General features: G+C 30.2%; 11 protein-coding genes. 6 read left to right on the top strand and 5 right to left on the bottom strand.

What is annotated here, in order from left to right; all coding sequences use genetic code 11:
- Positions 1–86: 86 nt before the first annotated feature.
- Complete coding sequence (locus Q0649_RS09225) at positions 87–1,658, bottom strand: DEAD/DEAH box helicase (protein WP_298840614.1); 1,572 nt, start codon at positions 1,656–1,658, stop codon at positions 87–89.
- Positions 1,659–1,772: 114 nt separating this feature from the next.
- Positions 1,773–2,297 carry a QueT transporter family protein gene (locus Q0649_RS09220; protein WP_298840612.1) on the bottom strand — a complete coding sequence of 175 codons (525 nt, stop codon included), beginning with the start codon at positions 2,295–2,297 and terminating at the stop codon, positions 1,773–1,775.
- A gap of 324 nt (positions 2,298–2,621) precedes the next feature.
- Between Q0649_RS09220 and Q0649_RS09215 the strand changes: the two genes are divergently transcribed.
- From Q0649_RS09215 to Q0649_RS09205, 3 genes are all read left to right on the top strand, one after another.
- Positions 2,622–3,872 (top strand): pitrilysin family protein, encoded by a 1,251-nt coding sequence (locus Q0649_RS09215; protein ID WP_298840610.1) that lies wholly within the window; start codon positions 2,622–2,624, stop codon positions 3,870–3,872.
- Between the two features lie 2 nt (positions 3,873–3,874).
- A complete protein-coding gene (recX, locus tag Q0649_RS09210; protein WP_298840607.1) occupies positions 3,875–4,750 on the top strand; it encodes a recombination regulator RecX in 876 nt (291 codons plus the stop codon).
- 92 nt (positions 4,751–4,842) lie between these two features.
- Positions 4,843–6,012: a transglutaminase domain-containing protein gene (locus Q0649_RS09205; protein ID WP_298840604.1), complete on the top strand. Its 1,170-nt coding sequence runs from the start codon at positions 4,843–4,845 to the stop codon at positions 6,010–6,012.
- A 23-nt stretch (positions 6,013–6,035) separates the two neighbouring features.
- Here Q0649_RS09205 and Q0649_RS09200 read toward each other — a convergent pair whose 3' ends face one another.
- The 3 genes from Q0649_RS09200 to Q0649_RS09190 form a co-directional block, all read right to left on the bottom strand.
- The gene (locus tag Q0649_RS09200; RefSeq protein WP_298840601.1) at positions 6,036–6,392 is read right to left on the bottom strand and encodes a tetratricopeptide repeat protein; all 357 of its coding nucleotides are present in this window, start codon (positions 6,390–6,392) and stop codon (positions 6,036–6,038) included.
- 97 nt (positions 6,393–6,489) lie between these two features.
- Positions 6,490–7,290 (bottom strand): ABC transporter permease, encoded by an 801-nt coding sequence (locus tag Q0649_RS09195; protein WP_298840598.1) that lies wholly within the window; start codon positions 7,288–7,290, stop codon positions 6,490–6,492.
- A complete protein-coding gene (locus Q0649_RS09190) occupies positions 7,274–8,047 on the bottom strand; it encodes an ABC transporter ATP-binding protein (protein ID WP_298840596.1) in 774 nt (257 codons plus the stop codon). The genes Q0649_RS09195 and Q0649_RS09190 overlap by 17 nt, the downstream gene beginning before the upstream one ends.
- Positions 8,048–8,519: 472 nt before the next feature.
- Between Q0649_RS09190 and Q0649_RS09185 the strand changes: the two genes are divergently transcribed.
- From Q0649_RS09185 to Q0649_RS09175, 3 genes are all read left to right on the top strand, one after another.
- The gene (locus tag Q0649_RS09185; protein WP_298840593.1) at positions 8,520–12,797 is read left to right on the top strand and encodes a 2-hydroxyacyl-CoA dehydratase; all 4,278 of its coding nucleotides are present in this window, start codon (positions 8,520–8,522) and stop codon (positions 12,795–12,797) included.
- 633 nt (positions 12,798–13,430) lie between these two features.
- Positions 13,431–13,802 carry a hypothetical protein gene (locus tag Q0649_RS09180; protein WP_298840590.1) on the top strand — a complete coding sequence of 124 codons (372 nt, stop codon included), beginning with the start codon at positions 13,431–13,433 and terminating at the stop codon, positions 13,800–13,802.
- A 125-nt stretch (positions 13,803–13,927) separates the two neighbouring features.
- Positions 13,928–14,815 carry a fructose bisphosphate aldolase gene (locus tag Q0649_RS09175; protein WP_298840589.1) on the top strand — a complete coding sequence of 296 codons (888 nt, stop codon included), beginning with the start codon at positions 13,928–13,930 and terminating at the stop codon, positions 14,813–14,815.
- Positions 14,816–15,181: the final 366 nt, after the last annotated feature.

The following is a 15,181-nucleotide window of genomic DNA, read 5'->3' as shown; positions in this document are numbered from 1 at the left end:
ATTTGGCCTAAAAATAACAAAGAAAAGGAGATGCCTCTTGAAATGATTTTTAAATCATTTTGAGACACCCCCTCTGTTTGTTAAAATTATCTTCTAGATTTAGCAACTTCAATATTTACTTTTCTGCTGTTTAATCTCTTACCTGAACTATTAGTTAAAATAGCATCAACTAAGTTTGATGGTACATCTAAGAAAGAAAATTTATCTAAGATGTCAATACGGCCAAGTTCATTTTTGTTAATATTAGCAGTTTCACATAAGAAAGCGATAATATCCTTAGTCATAACTTCATCCATTCTTCCTATAGATAAGAATAATCTAACAGTATCAGATGTTGTTGTTGTACTATCATCTGCATAGTTATAGTTAACTTCTTTATCAAAAATAATTTTTATTAAAGAAGCAGCTACATCCTCATCACCAAATTCTGCAATAAGATTTTGTCCTAGTGGAAGAAAATTTTCATATAAATTTTCTTTTAGAACTAATTTTATTTGATCTATAATAGTGTCTGATTTAGCAGCAAAAATATCTGTTATAGTAGGTACAGTTTTTTTATTAATTACGCTTTTAGTATCACGTTCAATTTGTCTTATAGCTGATGATTCACGTCTTGTAATAAGACTATATGCTGTACCTTCTTTACCAGCTCTACCTGTTCTACCAATTCTATGTATATATGATTCGCTATCTTGTGGTAAATCATAATTTATTACATGAGTAACATCCTCTACATCTATTCCTCTTGCAGCTACATCAGTTGCAATTAAGAAGTTTAAATTACCTTCTTTGAATTTTTTAAGAGTGTTCATTCTTTGGCTTTGTTTCATGTCTCCGTGCATACCTTCTACTGTATAACCTCTAGGTTGTAATGCATCAACTAACTCATCTACACCTTTTTTAGTTTTACAGAATAATATACAAGTTTTAGGAGCATCAACATCAAGAATTCTACATAGAGATTCAAATTTGTTTTTATTATTTACTTCATAATAATATTGCTTAATAGTAGAAACAGTTAAAGATTTCTTTTCTATTGCAATAATCTTTGTTTCAGGATGCATATATTTCTTTGACAATATTTTAATAGCTCTTGGCATAGTAGCTGAGAAAAGTAATGTCTGTCTATCTTCACTTAAGTTACTTATAATACTTTCAATATCTTCAATAAAGCCCATGTTTAACATTTCGTCAGCTTCATCTAAAACAAGAAATTTAGCATTTGCTAGTTTTAAAGTACCTTTTCTAATATGGTCTAGTAATCTTCCTGGAGTTCCAACTACAATATCTACGCCTCTTTTTAGAGCTGATATTTGTCTATCGATAGATTGACCACCATAGATTGGTAATATCTTAATTCTTTCATGTTTTGCAATACGTTGAAGTTCTTCAGAAACTTGAACAGCAAGTTCTCTTGTTGGAGACATTATTATTGCTTGAACCTTACCGTTTGATTTTTCCATTCTACTCAATATAGGTGCACCGAATGCTAATGTTTTACCAGTTCCTGTTTGAGCTTGACCTATGATATCAAAGCCAGCGAGTACTACTGGGATAGCTTTTTCTTGGATATCAGATGGGTATTCAAATTTTAAATCCTGTATAGCGTGTAGTACAGATTCGTTTAGTCCTAATTCATCAAATTTAACTTTTTCCATTAATTAAAATTCCTCTTTCTTCTCATAAAGTATCAAATACATCTATTATTACAATTTTCTATACAAAACAATAAATATTAAACTAAAAAAACAAAATAAAATTGCTTTTCATTATTATTTAAAAAAATTTCTCAAAAGTGAGTTCTTTTCAATAATATAAATAAGAGGTAATCCAATTCCATAACAGCAGACTAATTCTCCCCATGCTACTTGCAGCATACAAAGTAAAAGGGGCATGTCCTTGACATATAAAAGCTTTAACAGTATGCCTATAACAAAGGCATTTACTACTACAGCTGGTAATGGAGCAAGTATTCTTTTGAACTTTAGTTTGCTCTTACCAATATAGTAAGTTAAAATTGCGGATATAAGTGTTGCAAGGGAACCGAAAACCATATCCATAATACCTAGTGGACTTATAATATTAGAAACTATACAACCTATTAGCAATCCTGGAATAGAAAAGGATGCAAAATAAGGCAGGATAGTAAGTCCTTCAGCTACGCGATATTGAATAACTCCAAAGCTGAAAAACGATAAGCTTAGAGTTAAAGCCGCATAAATAGCAGCCACCATTGCTGCAAAAACGATTTTTCTTATTTTTACAGACATAGTTCCTTCATTTAATTTAATATTCAATTTTGTGCCTCCATAGTTTTAGTTTAAGACAGGATGGTTGCGAACTGTCTATGAGTATTTGACTCGAACTTCAATTCTAATGTATAAATCTTAATTAGTCAATAGCTTTCGCTATAATATACAAAATAATGTACTCTAAATTGCTTAAAAATATAGTCTAAAGTAGTTAAAAGTATGATATAGTTAAATAATATATACTATTTATTTAAATGTAAGTAAATTATTTTTTGAAAAGTTAAAGGGTAATTAACCTTATGAAGATATTAATAGTGTGTTTTTGAAGATTATAATTAATAATATATTTTTTGGATAAAGGAGAATATGATGATTAAAGAAATTTTTAATACAAAACAAACAGAATTAAGCAATGGTATAAAACTTATTACTATTAAAAAGGATAGTCAAATATCAGCAGTTCATGCTGGAATAAATATAGGTTCGCTTTTCGAAGAAAAAGATGAAAAAGGCATAGCACATTTTATTGAGCACATGCTATTTAAGGGTACCGAGCTTAGGACTAATGAGAAACTAAACAATGACTTGGAAAATTTAGGTGGAGAATATAACGCCTATACTGATTTCAATTCTACAGTATATAGTGCATCAATTTTAAATGAGGAATTAGAGAATGCTATAACACTTATGGGGGATATGCTTTTAAACTCTACATTCCCTACTTCAGAAATTGAAAAGGAAAGAGGCGTTATATTATCTGAAATTAGAACAATTAATGATGATATTGAAGACTTAAGTTTTCAAAGAGTTAATGAAATTGCCTTTAAAGATAGTCCACTTAAGGAAGATACTATCGGAAATGAAGATATTATAAAAAATGTTACAAGGGAGCAACTTGTTAAGTTTTATAATAAATATTATTTGCCGAATAATTCTTTTATATCTATTGTATCTCCATTTGAACATGAGGACATAATAAATATTGTAAGTAAATGTTTTGGTAAGTGGACTAAGAAAAAATTTGAAAAGAAAAAAATAATAGCTGAAAAACAACAATTTATTAAAAAAGTATCATATAAAAAAGAAATTGAGCAAAGTACAATACTTTATTTATATACATTTAATGGATTATCTAAGGATGAGGAACTAGCACTTAGAATTTTAAATTTTAAATTTGGTGAAAGTTCTAATTCAATATTATTTAGAGAGCTTCGAGAGGAAAGAGGATTGTCTTATGATGTTTATACTCATTTGGATACTTCAAATAACGTTAAAACACTATATATTTATACATCAGTATCGGAAAAAAATGTTGATGAGGCAATTCATGTAATTGATACTGTAATTCAAGATATATTAACTGAGAAAATAGTTTTCGATGATAATACAATATCATTAATGAAAAAAATAATGAAAACGGCCATTGCATCAACACTTGAGGATTCTACAGATCTTTCCAATTATGTACTTCATCAGGCTATGGATAACGAAGATATATATCAATTTACTGATGATATGAAAAACATGGGAAATGTTAAAAGTGAAGATTTATATAATGTTTCTAGAAAAGTATTACAAAAACCAACAATTCACATATTTTTACCAGAAAAGAGAGGCTGATATTGAGTAGCAGTATAACAAAAATAGAATTCCAAAAGAAGAACAAGGCTAGAGTTAACATCTACATGGATGGAGAGTATGCTTTTGCATGTGACGCTCAGCTTGTTTATATTCATAATATAACTAAAGGTAGGGTCATGGACAAGGAGGACCTTTACAGTATAGTTAATGAAGATAATTATATAAAAGGAAAAACTTGTGCACTTCATTTTTTAGAAAGAAATTTTAAGTCAACAAAGCAAGTAATAGATAAATTAACAATGAAAGAATTTGATGTTAAAACTATAGACAGGGTAATGGAGTTTTTAAGGCAATATGATTTTATTGATGATACCCGATTTATTAAGTTATATATAAAAGAGAAAGTTAGATCTTGTGGTAAAAATAAGATTAAGTTTGCATTATTAAAGAAATTTCTACCAAAAGAATTAATTAATGAAGAACTTGGTAAGATAACTAATAAGCAGTTACTAGAAACAGCTTTGAGGTTAGGAAGTAAAAAAATAGTAACATTATCTAAGACTGAAAAAGATAAACAAAAACTGTACAAAAAAACAGCAGATTATTTGGCACGTACTGGGTATGATTACGAGCTAATTAGAAAAGTTATGGATGAACTCACGATCGATGACAATGAGGATAACCTTTCGGACGAGATATCTTTGCAAATAAGTGAGATTTATGAGGATACATCGACGCAAGATTATAATAATTTGTATGAACTAGCTAGTAAAAGGTACAATATATTAGTAAGGTCTGAGACTGAGAAAATAAAAATATACAAGAAGCTTTACGACTATCTTTTGCGACGTGGTTTTAGGTGGGAGCAAATAAAAAAAGTGTTAAGAAATTTGATTAATGGTGTGGAAGATGAATAGATATAAGGTTAATTATAAATTTGCTCCATTTAGTTTTCAAAATATAATAAGGCGGAGGAAAAAAATAATACGAATTAAAGTAGGTGATTGTATTGTTTAGGGAACCAGTAAGTATAATTTTGATATTATTGTTTATATACCCAATAATTAGAGGCTTTATAACTAAGTTTTCATCTGAATATTTAAAAGGAACTATTGAAGGAGTTTTCCAAAGTTTTTCATTTTTATTTGCTTTGTGTTTGGGCATTTATTACAGCAAAAAAATATTTATTCAACATGATGAAGCTATGTATGCAAATATATATAAAAATATACCAGCAAAAGCTATAGAATTTATTAATAGTAATCCATTGGTAGTTTATATAGTACTTATGCCACTTTTGATAATGATAATTTATAGTATCATAATGTTTGTTGTTAATATTATTGCGCGTATTACTCTTTACCCGCTCTTTGATACTATAGAGAATAAGTTAAAGAAAAAGAGTGTTTTATTTAACAGAATTGTTGGCGCGATATTTCAAGTGCCTAAAGCAATTTCTTATGTAATTGTTATTACTTTTGTATTGAATTTTATGTCACTTCTTAATGTAGCTGATACATACAATAAGTATTTGGAAGAATCACAAGTATACAATTATATATCAAAACAAGTAGTAATACCGCTTACTAATTCAAAACTTGCGAAAAAACTTCCTAATATTGTTAACAATTCATTTACTATAGAGGTAAAAGATCCCTCGTCGCCTGCGCCAAATGTACAAAACAACAAGCAAAAGGGTATAGTTTATTACAATGGCATTACACTAGAGCAAGGAGTTAAGTCTAATGATGAGATAAACAAGTTCGCAATTAAACTTGTTCAAGGTAAAAGCGGAACTAAGGATAAGGCACGGGTTATATACAAATGGGTAGGTAGTGAAATAGTTTATAGTGATGAAAAAGCAAATAGGGTATTAAATAATGATACACAAATGACCTCTGGAGCCATCCCAACTTATAATTCTAGGAGTGGTATATGTTTTGATTATGCATGTCTCTACGTTGCTATGTGCAGAGCTAACAATATAAAGGTAAGAATTATAACTGGTCAAGGATTTAATGGAAGTAATTGGGTTAGCCATGCTTGGAATCAAGTATATATAGAAAAAGAAAATAAATGGATTAATGTAGATCCCACATTTTTAATTGGAGGAGACTATTTTAATAGTGAAAGATTTAATATAGATCATAAACAAGAGAGTATAGCTGGTGAATGGTAAAAGAAGAGCTACCTAAAATTAAATTAGGTAGCTTTTTTATAACTTTTTAATAATAAATTAATAGCTTTTTCGCAATCTTCATCATCATTATTTAGCGACCAAGCAGTATTAAAATAATATAATGCTTTTGGTTTGTTAAAACACATAGCATAACAGTATGCTAAGTTGAAAAAGTATTTGCTTTCAGGCCGCAATGATATAGCAGCATGAAATAAAGGTATTGCATCTTCATATTTTTTTAAATGAATAAAACATACTGCACTATTATAAATCGCACCAGCTTCATTATCTTTCATTTCAGCAGCTTTCTTATATAGAGATATTGCTCTACTATAATCTTTAGTATTGTATACATCGTTAGCCTTTTGAAAGTATTCCATTATTATCCTCCTTATGATACATAAAAGAATTATAAATTGATTATTTAATATAAATACTGTCCAAGGGTTTTAATTTATATTCATTATAAGTAAAATTTCATTTGTTTTTAAAAACTACTTTTCTTTCAATAAAGGCCACCACCTCGTACATAAGGTAAGCTAAAACTGATAGTATAACTATACTCATCATTACCATATCTAGCTGAGAAACTTGTCCGCCATAAATTATCAAAAAGCCTAAACCTTCTTTAGCTACTAAGAACTCTCCCATAATTACACCTACCCAGGATAGGCCTACGTTTATCTTAAGTGCAGAAATAAGGGTTGGAATAGATGCAGGAATAATTAGATTAATTAGTATTTGAAGTTTTGAAGCTCCAAAAGTTTTTAAAAGCTTTATTTTATCTTCATCCACATCCCTAAAGCCACCAAGAATGCTTATTATAGTTACAACGATTGATATTAAGAGAGCTATTACTATTATTGCTGTTATACCGTTGCCTACCCAAAATATAATTATAGGTGCAAGAGCTACTTTGGGTAAAGCGTTTAATACAATTATATACGGATCTAAAACTTTAGATACGAAATCAGACCACCACAAGAGTACAGCTATGAGGGCTCCTAATATTGTTCCAAGTAAGAAACCTGTTATGGTTTCAAAACATGTTATTGAGATGTCATTTAAAAGAGTTCCTTCATTATATACTTGTATAAATGATGTAAACATTTTCGAGGGTGTACTTGTTAGGAATGAATCTATCCAGTTTAGTCTTCCGGCTATTTCCCAAAGACTAAAAAATGAAATTAGTATTATTATTCTTGTAAAAATAATAATGCGTTTTCTTCTTTTCACATTTTTAATATATTTTTTCTGTTCATCACTTTGAATAAGCATTATTATTCAACTCCTTCCAAATTTCATTGAAGTAAACACTGAAATTTGGAGCTTCTCTACGTTTTAGGGGATAAGAAAAGTTTTCACCAAATTCCAGTGTCATGTGTTTAACAATTACAGCAGGTCGTTTAGAAAGGATAATAATTTCATCGGACATAGCGATGGCTTCTGATATGTCATGTGTCACCATTATTGTGGTCTTTTTTTCTTTTTTTATAATTTCATAAACTTCATCACTGATGTTTAATCTAGTTTGATAGTCTAAAGCTGAAAATGGTTCATCTAAAAGAAGTAATTCAGGATTTAAAGCTAAGGTTCTAATTAAAGCAACCCTTTGCCTCATACCTCCGGATAATTCTCTAGGGTGATGGTCCCTAAATTCCCAAAGATTATAACTTATTAAAAGTTTTTTTACTATTTTCTTATTGACATCTGTAATTGAATGATTAATTTTAAGGCCTAAAAGCACATTGTCCCATATAGTTAACCAGTCAAACAATTGATCCTTTTGAAACATATATCCAATTTTTAAAAAACTTGAGCTCTCAGTACTACAATTAATTTTAATTTCTCCGGATGACGGAGAAATCAAGCCTGCTATTATGTTTAATAGCGTAGATTTTCCGCAACCAGAAGGGCCTACAATACTTAAAAAGTGACCTTCTTGTACACCAAAGGAGATATCTGCTAGAGCAGGAGTTTCTGCAGTTAATGAGTGGTAGTTCATACATATATTATTAATTTCTACTTTAATCACTTTATCATCCCTTCAAAGTTATAGTTTAGTATATGAGGGATTATAATGTATTGTTAACGAACATTGTTAAAGATGATAAATGGGATTAAATCAAAATTACAAGTCTTGAGTGTTTTTATATAAATATAAAATAATTGACATTAGTTTCTAAATTAATTAATTAAAAATAGGTTGAAAATATCATATTTATTGAGTTATAATATTATGTACTCGTTTATTAAACTTTTTCTAAACGTGGTAGATATGTAAAATAGACATAAAAATGATATAATTAATTGATAGATTATGCTAATAAGTTGCGATTTTGAGAATAAATTATGTTTTTGAAGAATAAAAATATATAAACTAAAAATAGGATATGTGACAAACAAATATTTTTTTAAATAATGAATTTATATCAAAACGCATAAATATATAGAATGAATTTTAGAAACAAAAATAAATCGAACTTGCGAGGAAAGAGAAGATGATTATGAAAAATGTATTACATGTTGGGTTAGATGTAGGGTCTACTACTGTTAAAATAGTAGTGTTAGATGAGCAAGAAAAAACGATTTATAGCAAGTATCAGAGACATTTCTCAGATATTAAAAGTACAATTGCAGAGCTTTTAAATGAGGCTTATAATAATTTTAGTCAATCAAATATTACTATAGTTGTAACAGGATCAGGTGGACTAGCCTTATCTAAATGGATGGATATCCCTTTTATTCAGGAAGTAATAGCAAGTACTTATGCAATAGAAAAGATTATTCCAAGAACGAATGTAGCTATAGAACTCGGTGGAGAAGATGCAAAAATCATTTATTTTGATGGTGGCATAGATCAAAGAATGAATGGTACTTGTGCTGGTGGTACTGGTGCATTTATTGATCAAATGGCATCACTTCTTCAAACTGACGCAACTGGACTTAATGAACTTGCCAAAAACTATAAGACTATATATCCAATAGCGGCTAGGTGTGGTGTATTTGCAAAAACTGATATTCAACCATTGTTAAATGAAGGTGCTGCAAAAGAAGATATTGCTGTATCGGTTTTTCAGTCAGTAGTTAACCAAACTATTAGTGGGCTTGCTTGTGGAAGACCAATAAGAGGAAATGTTGCATTTTTAGGTGGACCACTGTTTTTCTTGTCAGAACTTCGAAAAAGGTTCATCGAAACTTTAAAACTTACAGAGGATCAAGTTATTTTTCCAAATGATTCTCAGCTTTTTGTAGCAGTAGGGGCAGCAATGTCTTCAAAGGAGAATAGTGTTATTTCCTTTGAACATTTAAAAAATTTAATACCTAAACTTATGGAAGCTACAAGTAATGATGTTCGTAGATTTAGTCCTCTATTTGCAGATGATAATGAGCTACAAGCTTTTAATGAAAGGCAAAGCAAGTATAAGGCTAAAAGACGTGAACTTGAAGGGTATACTGGAAATTGTTATTTAGGAATAGATTCAGGTTCGACAACGACTAAAGTTACACTTATAGATGAAGAAGGTGCAATTTTGCATTCTTTTTATGGTAGTAATGAAGGCAATCCATTAATGTCAGTTAGAAAAGCACTAAAACATATATATTCAATAATACCCAAGGGTGTTACTATTTTAAATTCTGTTGCAACAGGTTATGGAGAAAAATTAATAATGGCAGCATTAAAAGTGGACATTGGAGAAATTGAGACCATAGCTCATTATAAGGCAGCAGAATCTTTTATGCCTGGAGTTGATTTTATATTAGATATTGGTGGTCAAGATATGAAATGTCTAAAAATAAAAGATGGGGTAATAGATAGCATAATGCTAAATGAAGCTTGTTCATCTGGTTGTGGTTCGTTTATAGAGACGTTTGCTAAATCTTTAAATATGGAAGTATCAAAGTTCGCAGAGGTAGCGCTTCAAGCTAAAAGCCCAGTTGACCTAGGTTCAAGATGTACAGTGTTTATGAATTCAAGAGTTAAGCAGGCCCAGAAAGAAGGGGCATCTGTAGGAGATATATCAGCAGGGCTTTCTTATTCGGTAATAAAAAATGCACTACTTAAAGTTATTAAAATAAGAGATCCTAAAGACATGGGTAAAAAAATAATAGTTCAAGGGGGAACTTTTTATAATAGTGCGGTACTTCGTGCTTTTGAAATTGTTTCAGGTAGAGAGGCTGTAAGGCCAGATATTGCAGGCTTAATGGGAGCATTTGGTGCATCACTTATTGCAAAAGAAAGGTATGTTAAAGGTGCTAAGTCTACATTATTATCAGCAGATGAATTAGATAGCTTAGTTATAGAAACAACCATGGGAAGATGTAAGCAATGTGCTAATCAATGTGTTCTTACAATTAATAAGTTTGATAATGATCGCCAATTTATATCTGGTAATAGGTGCGAAAAGGCACTTGGAGTTAGCAATAAAAAAGAGGAAATACCTAATGTTTATGATTATAAATATAAAAGAATATTTAATTATATACCATTAAAAAAAGAAGAAGCAACAAGAGGAACAATAGGGATTCCAAGAGTGCTTAATTTATATGAGAATTATCCGTTCTGGTTTACTTTCTTTACGAATTTAGGGTTTAGAGTTGAGCTATCACAAAGATCATCTAAAAAAGTATACGAGATGGGAATAGAGACAATACCATCTGAGTCTGCTTGTTATCCTGCAAAACTTGCACATGGACATATAATGAGCCTTATAAATAAGGGCATAGATTTAATATTTTATCCTTGCATTCCGTATGAGAAAAAAGAGCAGAAAGATGCGGATGATCATTATAATTGTCCTATAGTAACTTCATATCCAGAAGTAATAAAAAATAATATGGATATATTAAAGGAAAGAAATGTTAGGTTCCTTAATCCATTTATTTCTCTAGATAACAAAAAGGCTCTAGATAAGAGATTGGCCGATGAGCTGGTTAGTTTTGGAATTAGTAAAAAACAAGTTGAAAGAGCAACTGATATGGCATGGACTGAAGAGGAAAAGGTAAAGCTTGATATTAGAAATAAGGGCGAGGAAGTTTTAGAATATATTAGGCGTACTGGGAAAAGGGGTATAGTTCTTGCTGGAAGACCTTATCATATAGATCCAGAAATTAATCATGGGATTCCAAGTGTTATTACTGATTTTGATATGCCTGTACTTACAGAAGATTCTGTGGCTCATTTAGGTGTTGTTGAAAGACCTTTAAGAGCAGTGGATCAGTGGGTTTATCATTCTAGGTTATATGCAGCAGCAAGTTTTGTATCAAAAGAGCCTAATATTGAGCTTATTCAGTTAAATTCTTTTGGGTGTGGACTTGATGCAGTAACCTCAGACCAGGTTGCTCAAATACTTGAGAATAATGGCAAGATATATACAACTTTAAAAATAGATGAGGGAAATAATTTAGGGGCAGCGAGAATTAGAATTAGATCCCTAAAAGCTGCACTTTATGAAAGAGATAAGAATGAAGTTTTGCCAAGAAAATTACGCGGTATGGATAAAAAAGTTATATTCACAAAAGAAATGAGAACAAAACACACAATTTTATGTCCACAAATGTCACCTATACATTTTCAATTTTTAGAAGAAGCATTTAATTCATCAGGATATAATTTAAAAATATTGCCATCAGTGGATACTAAAGCTGTAGATGAGGGCTTAAAATATGTAAATAACGATGCTTGCTATCCTACGATAATTGTAGTTGGTCAATTAATTGCCGCACTTAAATCAGGTAAATATGATGTAAAAAACACATCTGTTATAATTTCTCAAACTTGTGGAGGGTGTAGGGCAACAAATTATATTGCATTTCTTAGAAAAGGTCTTAAGGATGCAGGTTTTTCACAGGTGCCAGTTATATCTTTAAATGCTGCTGGTCTTGAGAAAAATCCAGGTTTTAAATTTAGTTATCCAATAATTAAGAAATCACTTATGGCCTTAGTTTATGGGGATTTGCTTATGCGAGTGCTCTACAAGGTTAGACCTTATGAAGTAGTAAAAGGCTCAGCTAACTTGCTTTACGATAAATGGGTAAAAGTATGCAAGAAGGCAGTAGCAGAAGGTAAAAAGAAAGAGTTTAAAAACAATATAACGGAAATTGTCTCTGAATTTGATCTTTTAGAAATCAAGAATATTATTAAGCCTAAGGTAGGTCTGGTTGGAGAAATTTTAGTTAAATTTGATCCAATAGCTAACAATAATATTATTGATGTTATTGAAAAAGAGGGTGGAGAGGCAGTTATGCCAGATCTAATTGACTTTTTCTTATATTGTGCATTTGATGCTGACTTTAAATCTAAGTATTTAGGGAAAAGCAAAACTGACAAAATAATAAATGATATGGCTATTCAATATATAGAAGGTTATAGAAAACACATGAAATTAGTTCTTGAAAAGAGCAAAAGATTTATTCCACCCAATACTATACAGGAATTAGCAGCAAAGGCATCACCTATTATATCTTTGGGAAATCAATCAGGAGAAGGATGGTTTTTAACAGCTGAAATGATTGAACTTATTGAAAATGGAACAAAAAATATAGTTTGTGTACAACCATTTGCTTGTCTTCCTAATCATGTATCTGGTAAAGGAATGATTAAGGAATTAAAGAGAATTAATAAAGGTGCTAATATTACAGCGATTGATTATGATCCAGGTGCAAGTGAGGTAAATCAAATTAACAGGATTAAACTTATGATGTCTATTGCCTTTAAAAATCTTAAGGCTGAAGAAGAAATACAAACTGCTTATGATGAGGCAGCTAGTGACAAAAGAGAATAGAATCTCTCCTACGTGCTTTGCAACAGAACTCAAAATAAGAAATTTCATTAAGAAATTCTAATATTTTGCTCTTGTAAAATTCTTTAGCGCTCACATTCGGCGTCCTGCCTCAGGTTCGCTAGCCTGACGTCCTGGCAGGCTTACAAGAATTTTACATCCGCAAAACAATAATTTCTAAATGTAAATTTAATTATTATTTCGTTTCTTGTCGCAAGTCACTGTGGAGAAATTTCATTACTATACGTTAGTACATGATTTTTCTATGCGGTATCTTGTAATCTTAGTGTTCATATGAAAAAAGTATCGCAATGACTAATTTGTTAACCAAAACGTTAGCTTACTCTATGCCAGATATTTATGAGTGTGAAAGATAATGTATAACAAGATTTACAGAATCTTTGTTTATGTAACGAAAAAAATCTATAAACAGATTAAATAGAGGAGGACATAACAATTAATAGTTGTTATGTCCTCCTCTATTTAGAAAAACTAGCTCTTTCTGTCAAGCCTATTTAATATGTTAATAATAATTAAAAGTTGTTTTTTTTAGTTTAAAATCAACAAATGTAACATAAGTATTATAAGGTATATAAAAAAGGCATCAATGTGATCAAATATTATGGGGGATGATAAATGGTGGTCAAGGAAAACAAAGAAAGGGGAATGTGCTTAACAGTAATTTTATTGGTATTAATCGTATTATATAGTTTAACTATACAAGATAATTTATATGTTTTTTCAAGAAATCCCAAAAGAATAATGAATTTTTATGAATTAAGAACAATAGTTTTAGCTTTAATTCAACTTATAGGTTTTATACTAATATTTAGCTGGAAGAAGCTAGGTTGGTACTTATATGTATCTGTTTGCTTGATTTCAATAGTAGTAGGTTTTATAACTTCCTCAAGTTTTATATTAGGTGCAATTATGTATATGGTAGTTATATTAATATTATCATTAATGTTATATTATTTTATATGTCCAATATGGGATAGCATGGAATAGTGTAGTGAAAAATATTGGGTTCCAAATTATTTATTAATTGGGAATTAGTAGTATATATGTACTTTAAAAGTGCTATAATGAAATTATAGATGTTACTTAGTATAAAGATGAAAGGGGATAATTATATGAATCAGAAACAAATGAATCAAATCCAGGATGGAAAAGGGTTTATTGCTGCTTTAGACCAAAGTGGGGGAAGTACTCCTAAGGCATTACTACAGTATGGCATTTTGAAAGACTGTTATTCCAATGACGAAGGGATGTTTAATTTAGTACACGAAATGAGAACACGTATTATCGTGAACCCTACATTCAATTCAGAGCACATTTTGGGTGCTATTTTATTTGAAAACACTATGGATCGTAAGGTTGGCGATAAATTTACTGCTGATTTTCTTTGGGAGAATAAAGGTGTAGTTCCTTTTTTAAAGATTGATAAAGGGCTTGCTGAACTTGAAAACGGCGTTCAACTTATGAAACCGATTCCAAATTTAGAAGGACTTTTAAAACGGGCAATTGAAAAAAATGTTTTTGGAACTAAAATGCGTTCAGTTATTAAAGAAGCCAATTCAGAAGGAATTAGAAAAATAGTTGATCAACAGTTTGATATTGGCAAGAAAATATTCGAAGCGGGGTTGGTTCCAATTATTGAACCTGAGGTTGATATCCATAGCAAGGATAAGGAAGAATCAGAAAAAATGTTAAAAGCTGAAATTTCTAATCAATTATCACTTTTGGGCAAAGATGTAAAAGTAATGCTTAAGCTTTCGATACCAACAGAAGATAATTTCTATCACGATTTAATGGATAATCCACATATTGTACGTGTTGTGGCTTTATCAGGAGGGTATTCTCAAAGTGAAGCAAACGAAAAACTTGGACACAATCACGGATTGATAGCTAGTTTCTCACGTGCCTTATCACAAGGATTGACTGTAAAGCAAACAGATAAAGAATTTAATTTGATGTTATCAAATTCAATCCAATCAATTTATGAAGCATCAATGAAATAACGTAGACTAGTCTTTTATATGAACATAATCTAACAATGATAGTTCATACTTTTTATATTGATCAATTAAGACTGTACTTGAAATAGTGCAGTCTCTTTTTATATCATTAAAATTGATGAATAGATTAATTTTAATGTTTTCCTTGAATTATAATATAACAAATGGCATAGATAAATATTAGTGAGTATGTATGAAAATAAAACAAAGAGGTAGTGATTGAAAAAGGGGTGATATAAATGAGCGAAGAGAAAATAATCAATATAACAAAAGAACCCAATACAATTAATACTATTTATCAAGATTTGATGAGACTTGGTATCCCTATGTGTTAAGATAGTTGTCGTAGAGAGAAATATAGTATACTAT

This window comes from uncultured Clostridium sp. (genome assembly GCF_937920395.1).
In the GTDB taxonomy this organism is placed as follows: Bacteria; Bacillota; Clostridia; order Clostridiales; family Clostridiaceae; genus Clostridium_AD.
This window is presented reverse-complemented; position numbering and strand designations above follow the sequence as displayed.